Below are 11,938 nucleotides of genomic sequence, written 5' to 3' on the forward strand. Positions count from 1 at the left end.
ATTATTGAGGCTTTTTGTAGGTCTTTATCAGGGCGTTATGCCTAGTGCGGCAATCCTTATACTCAAGGATAACTGCCTTTTTCCATAGCAGGTGGTCGGTGTCTTTTGTGCTGTTTGGCATTGGCAGATCCGCACATGGCAACAGCCATGAATTATCCACCTGGTTTTGCATCATCTGCAGTTTTTGTTCCGTTTGCGAATCTGGTAAGGTCTTGGAGGATGCGCAGCTCGTCAGTGCTGATGTCACCAGTATTGCAATCGCCAGCTTTTGGAGTTTGTTTTGCTTTGTCTTCAACATACTTTGTCACCTTTTGTTCTATGGCTTGAGCTTGTGGCTTTTCTGCTTGCCTATCTGCCCAAAATTGCTGTGAGATCTCATTGTTTTGCTGGTTAATTTCGTTTGCCTGGTCAATGGCATTTTTGATGCTGGCCAGCTTTTCTTTTTGCTCTTTGATTTGGTCTTCTTTGGCAGTTTTGTCTCTGGCATCAAAACCGCTGCTATACCCAACCTGGTAGATTTTCAGTGCTGCCAGTGTAATGGCGATTATTAAGGCGATACCGCCGATTATTTTTGCTCGGGCTTTTAACCATTCAATAATCATTTTTTCAAAATCTCAATAATGCCCTGAATCTTGGTGAGATCTTCACGGTTCGCGCCGGTCATGTAGATGATGATCGGCACCAAAAGAAACAGGTAAAGAATGACGGAAACCCCTACGAATGGGAAGTCTTTCACCGTGGTGAAGTGGTACACCAGAAGGCAAGCTATGGCATATATAGCACCAAAAGCAAGGCTTGCGTATGCTAGTGCGCGACGGTGTACCCAATAGGTTGCCGGAAACGCCGGTATTTTTGGTTGCTCTGATGGCAGTGGACGAAGTGGTCCTTGTGTTAATGTTTCGTCAGGCATTGTCTTCTCCAAGTGCTGCAAGTTTGTCTGATAGTTGCTTTGCTCGATCTGGTGTTTGCTCTCTAGCCCACTTTGAATCAAGCATTTCATTGGCTGCATTTTCCCACTGGCCAAGTTCTGCATAACGCCATGTATTTTTGAAGTCCATCAAATCTTCAATTCCCATCTGATATGCCATCTCGACAAAAATGTCCTGGGCTTTGATTGGCATGGAAGTGAAAAAAGACTTCCGTCTGGCTAACTCATGACGGATATCGTACAGCATCATGGCCGTACACATTCTTGCTTGTTCTTCGGTGATGAATGTCATGCCATAGCCGAAAGTGATTTTCAGACGGTCAAACCATTTGAGTATGATTACCTTTTCGGTATGTGGAATCTCGCGCATGACCAAAGGGTCAATGTATGGCTTTTCTCTAAAGCCTTCATGCTGGGTTACGCTGTCGAGTACCTCGTCCATCACCGGTGTTCTTTCTTGTTTGATTCAAGGATTGAAACGCGCACCTTTAGGCTTTCGACATCGTTTCGCATTTTGACGACATCATCAAGCTTATTACTGAGTGCGATAATACGCTCATCAAGTCTTCCGAATAGTTCTTGATATGAAGTGAGTTTGACTGCAGACCACAAAATTGCGGCTGTAATGATGCTGACAAGGATAGTTTGCACGTGCCTTTCCATCCGTGGGCTTTTTGGTTGTTCGTTGTCTGTTTGTTGTGTCATGTTGGCACCTGTTTAACTGTTAAGTTAATTCTTTATAAATATTTGATTTTTATCAATTTAATAAGTTTTTAAATGGCTTTGTTAAAACTAGAGTTTACAAGCTTATTAAGTAGTCTTGCGCCATCCGCATGTTTAGAATGAGCAATAAACGCTTTGGTGCGCTTATTGATTTGTTTAGCTTGTTGCTCTGGGTTCTGGTAGTGCTTTTTGATGAACTTGATGTCGCGTTTGAACTGTACTATTGCGCGTTTTCTCAGTAGCTTATGGGTTGGCCAGATGCGATAGCCAACCATATTCACGCCTTGTGTTGCTCTATGTATGCTGACTTTTGAGAATTTAAGCTCAAGACTTTCGCTGAGTTTTGAGAGTTCGGCAAAGTAGAGTTGCGCTTCTATCTTTGAGCCAAATATTGCCACGCAGTCGTCCATGTATCTCAAGTAGCGTTTCACTCGTAAATTGCGCTTTACGTGTTGGTCAATGATATTTCCGACTAGATTCGCCAACCATTGTGATAGCAGGTTGCCAACCGGCATGCCGGGTGATGGCACGCTGTCTATGATGTTAAATATTGCTTTTAGCGTAAGTTGGCAGTCGATGCCTTTTGCTGCTACTTGTTTCAGTATGTCATGATTCAGGCTTTGAAAGTATTTGCTGTAGTCGGTTTTAACTATCCAGATGTTTTCAAGCGATTGGTTTTTTGCCATGCCTTTCAGCCAGTGTTGAATGCGGGTTGCCGCCTGGTGTGTGCCTTTTCCTTTTCGGCAGGCGTAGGTGTCATCAATCAGTCTTTTATCCCATTGTGCTTCAAGAATATTGAGCATGGCATGTTGAACTACTCTATCCCTAAAAGGTGCAGCGAGTATTTGTCTTTTCTTGGGTTCGTAAACTACGAACTCTCGGTATGTGCCTATCTGGTAAGTGCCGCTTAATAGGTGTAGCTGGATATTACCGAGATTAAGCCAAAGGTTGGCGCCAAATCTTTCTACTTCATTGATGCCGGATTTTCCTTTTCTGGCTTTTTGGTAGGCGAGTAGTAGGTTATCCCAGTCGGCTATTTGTTCGATAAGTGTCATTTTATTGCTCTGTAATAGCGCACGGCTTGTGTGGTACATGCGGTACGCTATCGGTTTTTGATATTTGACCATGTGGCCAGGATGGCATGGCTGATCCATAGGATTCTAGGTAGCCTGTAAAACAAGACTCTCTCTATTAGATAATGCATCACTGAAGCCGCGCACACCAACATTGCCATTGGTATTCCAGGCATTGGCATTCAAGTTGAGACAAGCGGAGCCGCAGTGAGCACCCTCATTCCAATTGCCGCCAGCGATAGCGTAGCTTACGAAACCCATACCATCCTATTTCTTCGTTTTTGCCTTGTTAAGCATAGACCTTGATATAGCGGCTAACTGCCATAATTCACCACCCGGATGTTCATCTGATTTTGGTTGCATGATAGATGCTATATAGCCGCCTTTTATCAACTTATTAGCTGCGCCAATCTCAAGCATATCATGCAGTAAATCAATGCTATCAACCAGTGCTGCGCACTTGGTGATGGTCTTTGCTCTCGGCGCTTCTATTGATAGTTTTAAAACTTCATGCATCACTCCTTCTAATCTTGACACGTACCGATACCTTTGAGCGCGATGCACTCTGTCCAGCATGGGTAGGGTTTTGGTGATTAATCTTTTCGCCAAAGACCTAGTAATTAAGTCTTGGCTATTTCTTGAAATTTGATGACGACCACTGCCGTGGCCGTCTTGAGATGGCATCATGCGCGACGGGATCGACTGAAGCCGCGCACACCAACATAGCCAGCGGTAGACCAGGCACCGGCATTCAAGTAGAGACAAGCGGAGCCGCAGCGAGCACCCTCATTCCAATTGCCGCCAGCGAGAGCGTAGCGCCAAGCGGAGTGGTAAACAGCGCCACGGCCATAAGCAGCATCTTGACCAGTATTAACAACACTGGTATCCCAGTTGTAGGTGCCAACCTGGTCGAAGTTATGGCAAAGTCTTTCCCAAAGGTTGCCAGAGGTATCGACTATGTTTTGGCAGGAGACTGCCTTTTCAACATAACCGGTAGTGCATGGACCGGTGTTCGATGTCATTGACCATGCCAATGTATTATCACCATCATTACCTTGTGGTGCGCCATAAGCGCCGATTTTCCAATCGTCATAAGTCGGCTCAAAGTAGCCGCTGGCACGCAGCCCTTTATTCAAGTCAGCTTCGCAATATCCACCAGCTGAGCGTACAGGTGTTGCGCCATACACGCTGCCAAACCTAACGTCAGGCCAAGTGCCAGATACCACGCTTAAAAGATAAATAGATGCCCAAAGTCCAGGTGCAATCTCTGCCATGCCTTCTGTTAAGCTTTCAGGTCTATGTCCTTCATCCCAAACAGAGTTTGGTACGATTTCAACCGTTGGCACATAAGCAGTATCAAATCGGTTGGCAATTGGTCGGGTTCGACCGACATGAAAGCCGCCAATCTTTCGCGAATTGGTAGCATCATATCCAGTAGGGTAGGTTGCATTTTTTGAGCAAACCAATTTTGCATAAGGTGAGCCTGCTGCTTGGCAAGCATAAATGTAAATATCATCACCAAGTATTACGCCGGAATAAGATGCATCTGTATTGGCAGAATTATATGGGTCAAATGCAGCATCAGCCTGCAAAATATAGCCATAGCCATTACCGCCGATATTCACCATACCTTCTGGGATGGAGAGTGTGTTATCTGCGTTTTTGGCGATTTGACCTTGTAGGCTGATAAAACCAGCGGCCATCGCTGGGATAATTGAATAATCTCCTGATTGCATGCTATGCCTCCAAGCTGATAATTAAGGATTGAACGTCAGCTACTTGATAGCCAAGGTTGAAAAGTCGTGCAGTAGTGTTCTCTGCACGCTTTAATTGCTGACGTGTAGTGACATTGGTTTTCATATCTGTGTTTTCAACGACGATATAATCAGGCTCCGCGCCATCTGGCGACTCAGTATCACCAAGATTTCTATCAAAGTCATACTGATAGGCGCTCTCGATTAAGCCGTTCAAAAAGTCGATGATTTTCGCCTTTTCAATCGCTGTGCCTGCATTGGCAATAGCATTATCAATGTCTTGCTTGGTTTGAAGCATTTTTGGTGTGTTAATCATGATGGTTCCTTAGATCATTTTGATAGCAGCAACCACGGTATCAACGGTTACGATTTTGTGTGTTGCGCTTAGTGGATTTGCAGCATCAATAGCTTGCTTGGTTTTTAAAGGGGTCATTGCCTTTGTATCATTTGACAGATCCGATGCATCTTGTTGCGTTGCGATTTTCATCACACCGCTAACCGTTTCACTCGCCGGTGGATTTGAAAACGAAGTATCACCAAACGTCAGATTTTTTGCATCCAGTGTTCCAAGCACAATGTCAACTGCCATATTTAGTGTTCCATCTGCTGACTTTTGCATGATATCGCTTGGTGCTGAGTAAACTGCAAATAGAGTACCACTGTCAGTAAATACACCAAATTCACTGAAACTATATGCATCTGTTGTCAAGTCTTGAACGGTTACATGAATAGTGTCTGCAGATACAGCTAAACCACTGATACTGTTTAGACGTTTAAATTCATTTTGAAGTTCTGTTTGTGAAGGATCGCTTGCGTTTGTTCCACTTCCGAAAGCAATTTGTGATAAGACAACAGGACCGGTACCTGTATTGTCTGCATTGATGACTTCTGCACGACCTGCATCGGTAATAATTAAACTAATAGCTGACATATCATGTTGCCTCTGTTGCGGTTAATCTTAAAAAGTTCATAGGTCTAGAAAACCCTTCAAATCCTATGCCTCCAGAATATGGGGCTTCTATTGCTTCTAGTCTTCTGTAGATCATTGTTCTACAAGTTCCAATAAGGCCTAGATAGCCTGTTTTCATCCATACAACTCGTATATTAGATAGATTGAGTTCATTTACCTGGTTGAACACTGCTAGTGAGTCTTCTAGGTTATTGATGTTGAAATAAATGTAGCTTGGCATTGATTTATCATCGAATACTGTTCCATCAATACCGTTCTCATCTAATAGTCTTTGATAGTCTGAAATTTTCCAACCAAACAGCGTATTATTAGCACCAAATAAAATGTTTGTTTTTAGTTCATCTGCTGTGGTTTTCCACTCTTGAGCGATTGCCCAGTAGAGGTTATCCAAATCACTATCATCCTCTGGTTGTTCCCAATATTTACCAGGTGGAAAAAGCTTTTCTACGGCATTACGGTAGTCTTGAAGTGTATATTCCTGTGTATCTACTGCCATGTAACACCTCCAAACGTAATGACTTCACTTTTTGCAGGTGTTACAGATGTTGTTGGTGAAATGAGACTGAATGTTTCAGTTATTTTAGAGATCTCAATTACCAGTTGACCAGGTGTTATAGGATCATCATCACCCATGCGATCATTTATGTAGGTTTGTAGTGCCTGTTCAATGCTTTGTCTTGTTGTTACATCGCTGACATCTGCAAGAGTGACAGATAATGAATTTGTGCTTATATGTAGAACATAAACGATGACACCGCCAATTCGCTGACTATCAATAAATATTTGCGCTGCATCTTTAACGCCATCTGTTAGGACCGGATCATTTTCTTTCTGTCCGATATAAACGGTTACATTTCCAGCATCAGGGAAGCAATCTGCAACTTTTGCGAAATCTACATCTGGATGAGATGAAATCGCCCAAATTTTATAGTCTTCAGGGCGACCTACGGCATAACGTTCGTTATAAGCAGCTTCAACTCTTGTACGATAGTGCGAAATATCTTCAATATCTGTTCCGCCGCTAATATCATTCGATGTAATTGAATCTGGATCCAAACCGGTTACCGCAGTTACCAAAAATAGACTGACACCTGCAGCGATATTTCCGGTTGTTCCTGAAGATAGGCATTGAACTGGTACCGGTTGGTCTGATTGTGTTTCTGCAGTGACTTCGTATTCAACACCACTTTGAGTTTTGATGATTGTTTCAGCCGGTATGCTAACGATATTCGTAAGGCCTGAGAAAACGACTGTTCCAGTTGCATAGGTTCCTTGAACTCTGGTTACTTTTAATCTGGCACCCCAGACATATAGCCAATCTTCATCACATGAACTTGGGTGCTGTTGTTTTGCTAAATAATCTTGATAGGCATAAAGACTATAAGTTCCACCGCCTAAAGCAGCGGCAATGGCATCTGTTGCAGGATTTTGTGCTTTAGTTTTCTGAATAATAGATGCTTTGGCGCGATCAATCAGAGTTTGAAGACTTGGTTTTGTACTCATACTTTCACCTCAAATTTTGTTCCGTCTTTTAGGGTTACTGTGATGACACGAATGAGCCAGTCTTTATCGTAATATGCAGTGACATCGATCGCTTTTGCATTGTCATTCGTTATTAGCCAATCAAGTGCTACTTTTGTGTAGTGAATTGCTTTACTTTTTGTCTCATCAGTTTGCTTTGATCTTTCTAAAGTCCAGTCCCTGCAGTCAACTCCAGATAGAAATTCATTTGCCCACCATCCGCGTTTGCTTTTGTCAGGTTCAAGATCATCGTTTGCATGAGCCTTACCGAAATTCAGTAGGCTTTGCAATATGGCATGCCTTAGACCTATTTGTGTTGACAGTGGCTCATACAATGCTGAAAACTCAAATTTGTTATCGCTCATTTCTTCCTCGCTATGGCAAAGATGGTGAAGTTGGATTACCAAGAGAATCTTCGTGGTGATGACCTTTCACGCCTATTCCATCGACAGTGATGTCACCGCCTATCATATCCATACCACCTTCAGCCTGAACTGCACCACCTCCGGCAGCGGCTAGTCCACCAACCGAACAAACATCAGTAACAGTTGCCTTTCCATTCACTTCAAGATCATTGTTTATGGTGGTTTTTCCGTTGATCTCTGTTTCTGAATTGATAGTGGTTTTTGTAGCTTTTACCGTGGCATTTTCACAAGTTACATTGACGTTCTGTGTTGCTTCAATATCAACCGTAAATGGTGTTTTTACCTTGATCCCTTGATCTGTGAAATGTACTAAGTTTCCTTTGTTATCAAGAATGGCAACTTCACCTGGTTGTAATTCCATTTGATAGCGTTCATCTTCAATGCAAACAGCAATACCTCTTGAGGTGTCTCCGGCAACAAATAGGGTATAAGCCTTACTACCTTCAAGTGGCCGGCTCATAAATCCATAATTGTGTACACGCTTTATGCGATCATTCACCACACCGGTAGCCATTTTCAACTGAACAATAAACGTGGTTGCACGCTGCGTGATTCCAGTACCGAAAATCAGCTTTAAACGCTGGATAATTTGTTCAATACGATCACTCATGGAATGGCCTCATAAACTCTATCTGTGTATTTCTTGTAGTACCTGTTTCAGATAGGGTTATTGTCTTAATCAAAAGCTGTTCATTTATTTCATCGCTTGGTATATCAACCTGGATCAACTTGTTTAATTCTTCTCCGGTCATATTTGAGTGAAGACCTGGTATTGTTCCAGATACATGAAGTCCTTTTGCGATAGCTAGGTCACGTTCATATTCTGCACGAAGCTTGCAGCTTTCTTGGTTTTGCAATTTATCCGATATGATTATTTTTTCTCTGCAGGTATTAGCGCCTGCGTATTTAACAACAGCATAGGATTCATCCCATGCACCTTGCACTTCATAGTGGTAGAAGAGGTCTACGAATGATTCCTTTACATTGATAGTTTTTAGGTTAATCCCTTCTGTCAGTTTTAAATTAGTTACCTTGAATTGACCAGGCTGTTGAATAACTAGGTTTCCATCTCTCTCGATCAGCATAAGCTTTTGTTGTTTTGCAATTTGTGAAAGCCCTGGTATTGGGCTTTCTGCATTCAACTGGAACTCTGGTACTAGTGGCAATTTAGTTACATCTGATTTTGCGCCAAGACCAAACTTAGGAACAATCTGCTTTAGGATCTGAAGTAAGTTTTGCGTATAGATTGCATTGATCTTAATTCGGCTATCAATGAGGTTTGCTGATAAGGATCTACCAGAAATAGACATCTTATTTGCGCTAGTGTCAATTGATCTGTCTCGTTCATCAATCTGGCCTTTAAAAATAGTTGTATTGTCCAGTTTTATTTCAATAGGAAGTGGTTGCTTTACCTTCATTTTTTTTATGGTTGCAGCGAAGGTGTGTGCAAGCTGTTCAATACTGAATGTCACTGATAAAGATGTATGTTTTACCAGTTCGTTGTTGATGAATAAATTGAGTTTAGACATCTTCTTTCCACCTGATTTGTCCACTAACAAATAGTGGGTGAGTGATGGAATTTAGCGATTGCATGGTTGTTGTTTTGGATCCAAGTTCTTGTGATAAAGACAAAAGTGGAACCGGTGAAAACTGGTCCTTTGTTTTCATTGATTCAATCAGTTGTTCAACCTTTGTTTTTTGATCAGAAATATTAACGCTGAGTTGTTGAAGTGCATCTAGTAAATCAAGTGATTCATATGTAGCACTTTGTGTTGACTCATCAATGCGAGAAGACACGCGGTCATTTAATGCAGATATCTCGAGTAAAACTGTATCTGCACTGTATTGATAAATACCATCTTGTCCACTTTGATTGATGGCCATTAAATATCTGTTTGTGTTGATACTTGCAGTTGTTGCCAAAAGTTTTATGTGATTATTTGTACTGCTATCCTCTGTATTCTTAAATTCATATTGAGCAACACGCTCTGGTGAAACAGTAATCAATAGTGGATTATCAGGATTGGTTTGATCCTGAATAGTGATCGCATTTACTTCGTTTGAAATACCTTGCAGTGTGGCCACGAATGTATTCAAGAATGTGCGAGGTTCATTTGCAATGGTTGAAATAGCAGATGTTGCTGTTTTGACTTGAGTATGGATCTGGTCCATTACATCATTAGGCGCCTGAACACGTTCAGCAATTCTTTGAAGGCTTGAAATGAAACTAGTGAACTCAGACTGAATAGTATTTATTTCATCTGGAGATGCATTGTCGACGTCTGATACAAACTGATTTGCTGACTTCTCAATAACTGAACTAGTCAAGTCATCTGTGGTTGTAGGGTAGAAGTCAGTAATTTCTGTTGGATTTCCAGCCTTATAGAATTTTATGTCGACAACGGCAGCACCTTGCTCAAGTGTTGAATAGCTGATGCTGCTATCTTCATAAACCAGATCAAGTTCACCTTCGTATGGGTGTTCAATTTTTCCGTTTGGTTCTGATTCAAGAATGCTGATGAAGTTATTTGCTTCTTTAAGTGAGGTAGGGCCAACGAAAATAGCTTTAATATTTATTGTTGGTGTCTTAGCACCAAGGTCTTCAATGTCTGGTTCATCAGATCCAGGGTACTCGCTAACTTGCAGGCGGCGACCTTGGTTCTTACCTGTTGAAAGCAGGTTGAACTCTATACCATTCCATTTCGCTTTTTCAAACTCTGTTTCCCACATACGTGAAACCCTTATAAACAGTGGCTTTCAAGCCTTATCATCTCGCGTTTTTCCCCGTCAATGCTAACGTCCTCGATTCCGCTCCCCTCCTCCTCCGCTCAAAAAGTCCTTACAAAAAGAGCGAAATGGTGAAGCGAAGTGTTTTTAGACGTTTGCAACCTCTGAAACTAGCCTATATTCGGTAGTTTCACCAAAAATATCCATTTGATCAGGGTTGTTTGCTAATTCGGGTTGTTTCGTCGGATCAGGTGGTTGCGAACCAGTATCCGGTGCTTTGATGATTTCTTGAATTTCAAGGTAACCCCTGAATGTTCCAGAGCATCTTATATTCAAGCATTGAATGTAAATGTATCTTGTGCTTGATGTAAGTTGTTCTGATGCAGCTATTCTTGCTTTTGAATGACAAAGCGGGCAGCGTATAAGCATAAGAAACCATCCTTTAAAATCGGCTAACTTCTCATACCTTCGGCTAGGTGAAATCTATTGAAAAATTCCACGGCATGGGTGTTTAATAAAAAGTGTAATTTTTAACTTTTTACAGCATAAATTTTAACATAACCAAATGATTTATAAAAAGAATATCTAAAAAAAAATAGTGTAATTTAATAGTAATTATCAAGTATTTAAACTGTAATCACATTACACTTTAAAAGTGTAATTATTTTAAAAACAAAACAGTAAAAAAACTTAAACAAATCATATACTTATAAAAAAGTGTAATTTTTCATTACAAATAATTACACTTTTTTGTAATTTTAAATCCTTTATTTATCAACTACTTGCATTTAAAAAAACCGTTAATTACACTTTTTGGCACTTTTAAACCCCAAAAAGGTTAGAAGCCTATTCAACCGCTTGATATTCGTTGATGTCCAATAAGTCAATTCTGAGTTCATCATTTACTTCGATTAAAGATTCCGCGATCGGCAACAACTCATTCTTGTAGAAGATCCTGTCTACCTTATTCAAGTCTGTTGATGTATTGAAACCATCTTGTACAACACTCATCAATTCAAGCGGTATTCTATGCGCGGTTAGAATGTCTCCCTTTGATACGTTCTTAATGTTCAAGAACTCATCTCGAGCATCTATCTTTCCAACGGGTATCAATTCAGGCTTTGTTTTGTCGGTATCTTTTCCTTTACCGTTAATAAACAGGTTCTTGAAATTACCTAGTCCTTTTTGAGAGTTCAATGCCTTTATAATTTCCTCTTCATCTTTATCGGATAAGTTGGCATTGTTCATATACAGCAAGAACCCTGAATGTGCGCCATTCATGTAGTATTTTCTGCGAAATAGGGTAGCGTCTTCGTTCAACCAAACAGCACTTAGCGTTGCGAACCACTCAGGTACGCCATAGATTTCTTGCGTGACATCATATTCATTGAATGACCAAACAGTACCTGGAGGATAGTAGACGGTTTGGTTGCTTGTTCTGAATGAATGTGATTCAAGATCCTCTTCACGTCTCATATAGAGCGCCGGCAAGTGTTTAAGTTTGACTATTTTTCCAAATCCATTTCTGATGATATTCAGATAAGCGTTTCCAAAAGTTCTGAAATCAAGAATGAAGTTTTTCAAATCCTTTCTTGATAATAGATCTTTTGATTTTATTTGCATGACCGCTAATAGAAGATTGCGCTTGGCAAATATTGCAGAACTGTGAGTAGAGTTTGCTCTGGTTGATTGAGCAAGACCTTCTAGTGATATCGGTGGTTCATAGTAGCCATCAAACAAGGCACTTTCAGCATAATCCAATATGCTTTCATTTCGTACTGATACCGGATCGCCAAATTTTACGCTCATATTATTTC

Annotated in this window: 18 protein-coding genes; all 18 read right to left on the reverse strand. The window is 41.1% G+C overall.

The features are described 5' to 3' along the window. Positions 1 to 152: 152 nt before the first annotated feature. Positions 153 to 602, reverse strand: a complete 450-nt coding sequence (locus HVMH_RS04505) for a hypothetical protein (RefSeq protein WP_029908345.1) — start codon at positions 600 to 602, stop codon at positions 153 to 155. After that, entirely contained in the window at positions 599 to 910 is a 312-nt protein-coding gene (locus tag HVMH_RS04510; RefSeq protein ID WP_029908347.1) for a hypothetical protein, read from the reverse strand. The genes HVMH_RS04505 and HVMH_RS04510 overlap by 4 nt, the downstream gene beginning before the upstream one ends. Continuing rightward, a complete protein-coding gene (locus HVMH_RS04515; protein ID WP_029908348.1) occupies positions 903 to 1,370 on the reverse strand; it encodes a lysozyme family protein in 468 nt (155 codons plus the stop codon). Before HVMH_RS04515 ends, HVMH_RS04510 begins: the two co-directional genes overlap by 8 nt. Continuing rightward, the gene (locus HVMH_RS04520; protein ID WP_029908350.1) at positions 1,370 to 1,633 is read right to left on the reverse strand and encodes a hypothetical protein; all 264 of its coding nucleotides are present in this window, start codon (positions 1,631 to 1,633) and stop codon (positions 1,370 to 1,372) included. Before HVMH_RS04520 ends, HVMH_RS04515 begins: the two co-directional genes overlap by 1 nt. Positions 1,634 to 1,701: 68 nt before the next feature. Then, positions 1,702 to 2,706 carry a reverse transcriptase domain-containing protein gene (locus HVMH_RS04525; protein WP_029908352.1) on the reverse strand — a complete coding sequence of 335 codons (1,005 nt, stop codon included), beginning with the start codon at positions 2,704 to 2,706 and terminating at the stop codon, positions 1,702 to 1,704. A 105-nt stretch (positions 2,707 to 2,811) separates the two neighbouring features. Further along, on the reverse strand, positions 2,812 to 2,985 hold the full coding sequence (locus HVMH_RS04530; RefSeq protein WP_155837628.1) for a hypothetical protein: 174 nt from the start codon (positions 2,983 to 2,985) through the stop codon (positions 2,812 to 2,814). Between the two features lie 6 nt (positions 2,986 to 2,991). After that, positions 2,992 to 3,261, reverse strand: coding sequence for a hypothetical protein (locus tag HVMH_RS04535; protein ID WP_155837629.1), 270 nt, complete (start codon positions 3,259 to 3,261; stop codon positions 2,992 to 2,994). Between the two features lie 146 nt (positions 3,262 to 3,407). Beyond that, positions 3,408 to 4,460 (reverse strand): phage major tropism determinant, encoded by a 1,053-nt coding sequence (locus HVMH_RS04540; protein ID WP_051622916.1) that lies wholly within the window; start codon positions 4,458 to 4,460, stop codon positions 3,408 to 3,410. 1 nt (position 4,461) lies between these two features. Further along, positions 4,462 to 4,794, reverse strand: a complete 333-nt coding sequence (locus tag HVMH_RS04545) for a hypothetical protein (RefSeq protein WP_029908356.1) — start codon at positions 4,792 to 4,794, stop codon at positions 4,462 to 4,464. 9 nt (positions 4,795 to 4,803) lie between these two features. After that, positions 4,804 to 5,409 carry a phage tail-collar fiber domain-containing protein gene (locus tag HVMH_RS04550; protein ID WP_051622917.1) on the reverse strand — a complete coding sequence of 202 codons (606 nt, stop codon included), beginning with the start codon at positions 5,407 to 5,409 and terminating at the stop codon, positions 4,804 to 4,806. Position 5,410: 1 nt separating this feature from the next. Further along, entirely contained in the window at positions 5,411 to 5,944 is a 534-nt protein-coding gene (locus HVMH_RS04555) for a hypothetical protein (RefSeq protein WP_051622918.1), read from the reverse strand. Further along, positions 5,935 to 6,951 (reverse strand): baseplate J/gp47 family protein, encoded by a 1,017-nt coding sequence (locus tag HVMH_RS04560; protein ID WP_029908361.1) that lies wholly within the window; start codon positions 6,949 to 6,951, stop codon positions 5,935 to 5,937. Before HVMH_RS04560 ends, HVMH_RS04555 begins: the two co-directional genes overlap by 10 nt. After that, positions 6,948 to 7,334, reverse strand: coding sequence for a phage GP46 family protein (locus tag HVMH_RS04565; protein ID WP_029908364.1), 387 nt, complete (start codon positions 7,332 to 7,334; stop codon positions 6,948 to 6,950). The genes HVMH_RS04560 and HVMH_RS04565 overlap by 4 nt, the downstream gene beginning before the upstream one ends. A 10-nt stretch (positions 7,335 to 7,344) precedes the next feature. Next, positions 7,345 to 8,004: a phage baseplate assembly protein V gene (locus tag HVMH_RS04570; RefSeq protein ID WP_051622919.1), complete on the reverse strand. Its 660-nt coding sequence runs from the start codon at positions 8,002 to 8,004 to the stop codon at positions 7,345 to 7,347. After that, the gene (locus HVMH_RS04575; protein WP_029908368.1) at positions 7,997 to 8,923 is read right to left on the reverse strand and encodes a phage baseplate assembly protein; all 927 of its coding nucleotides are present in this window, start codon (positions 8,921 to 8,923) and stop codon (positions 7,997 to 7,999) included. The genes HVMH_RS04570 and HVMH_RS04575 overlap by 8 nt, the downstream gene beginning before the upstream one ends. Continuing rightward, on the reverse strand, positions 8,916 to 10,124 hold the full coding sequence (locus tag HVMH_RS04580) for a DNA circularization N-terminal domain-containing protein (protein ID WP_029908369.1): 1,209 nt from the start codon (positions 10,122 to 10,124) through the stop codon (positions 8,916 to 8,918). Before HVMH_RS04580 ends, HVMH_RS04575 begins: the two co-directional genes overlap by 8 nt. A gap of 144 nt (positions 10,125 to 10,268) precedes the next feature. Beyond that, positions 10,269 to 10,550, reverse strand: coding sequence for an ogr/Delta-like zinc finger family protein (locus tag HVMH_RS11915; protein ID WP_029908372.1), 282 nt, complete (start codon positions 10,548 to 10,550; stop codon positions 10,269 to 10,271). Positions 10,551 to 10,967: 417 nt separating this feature from the next. Continuing rightward, entirely contained in the window at positions 10,968 to 11,930 is a 963-nt protein-coding gene (locus HVMH_RS04590) for a phage portal protein (RefSeq protein WP_029908374.1), read from the reverse strand. Positions 11,931 to 11,938 lie beyond the last annotated feature (8 nt).

The organism is Hydrogenovibrio marinus (assembly GCF_013340845.1).
Lineage (GTDB): Bacteria > Pseudomonadota > Gammaproteobacteria > Thiomicrospirales > Thiomicrospiraceae > Hydrogenovibrio > Hydrogenovibrio marinus.

Coding starts and splice junctions, on each gene's coding strand:
- HVMH_RS04505 (WP_029908345.1), bottom strand. CDS start 602: ATGATTATTGAATGGTTAAAAGCCCGAGCAAAAATAATCGGCGGTATC.
- HVMH_RS04510 (WP_029908347.1), bottom strand. CDS start 910: ATGCCTGACGAAACATTAACACAAGGACCACTTCGTCCACTGCCATCA.
- HVMH_RS04515 (WP_029908348.1), bottom strand. CDS start 1,370: ATGGACGAGGTACTCGACAGCGTAACCCAGCATGAAGGCTTTAGAGAA.
- HVMH_RS04520 (WP_029908350.1), bottom strand. CDS start 1,633: ATGACACAACAAACAGACAACGAACAACCAAAAAGCCCACGGATGGAA.
- HVMH_RS04525 (WP_029908352.1), bottom strand. CDS start 2,706: ATGACACTTATCGAACAAATAGCCGACTGGGATAACCTACTACTCGCC.
- HVMH_RS04530 (WP_155837628.1), bottom strand. CDS start 2,985: ATGGGTTTCGTAAGCTACGCTATCGCTGGCGGCAATTGGAATGAGGGT.
- HVMH_RS04540 (WP_051622916.1), bottom strand. CDS start 4,460: ATGCAATCAGGAGATTATTCAATTATCCCAGCGATGGCCGCTGGTTTT.
- HVMH_RS04545 (WP_029908356.1), bottom strand. CDS start 4,794: ATGATTAACACACCAAAAATGCTTCAAACCAAGCAAGACATTGATAAT.
- HVMH_RS04550 (WP_051622917.1), bottom strand. CDS start 5,409: ATGTCAGCTATTAGTTTAATTATTACCGATGCAGGTCGTGCAGAAGTC.
- HVMH_RS04555 (WP_051622918.1), bottom strand. CDS start 5,944: ATGGCAGTAGATACACAGGAATATACACTTCAAGACTACCGTAATGCC.
- HVMH_RS04560 (WP_029908361.1), bottom strand. CDS start 6,951: ATGAGTACAAAACCAAGTCTTCAAACTCTGATTGATCGCGCCAAAGCA.
- HVMH_RS04565 (WP_029908364.1), bottom strand. CDS start 7,334: ATGAGCGATAACAAATTTGAGTTTTCAGCATTGTATGAGCCACTGTCA.
- HVMH_RS04570 (WP_051622919.1), bottom strand. CDS start 8,004: ATGAGTGATCGTATTGAACAAATTATCCAGCGTTTAAAGCTGATTTTC.
- HVMH_RS04575 (WP_029908368.1), bottom strand. CDS start 8,923: ATGTCTAAACTCAATTTATTCATCAACAACGAACTGGTAAAACATACA.
- HVMH_RS04580 (WP_029908369.1), bottom strand. CDS start 10,124: ATGTGGGAAACAGAGTTTGAAAAAGCGAAATGGAATGGTATAGAGTTC.
- HVMH_RS11915 (WP_029908372.1), bottom strand. CDS start 10,550: ATGCTTATACGCTGCCCGCTTTGTCATTCAAAAGCAAGAATAGCTGCA.
- HVMH_RS04590 (WP_029908374.1), bottom strand. CDS start 11,930: ATGAGCGTAAAATTTGGCGATCCGGTATCAGTACGAAATGAAAGCATA.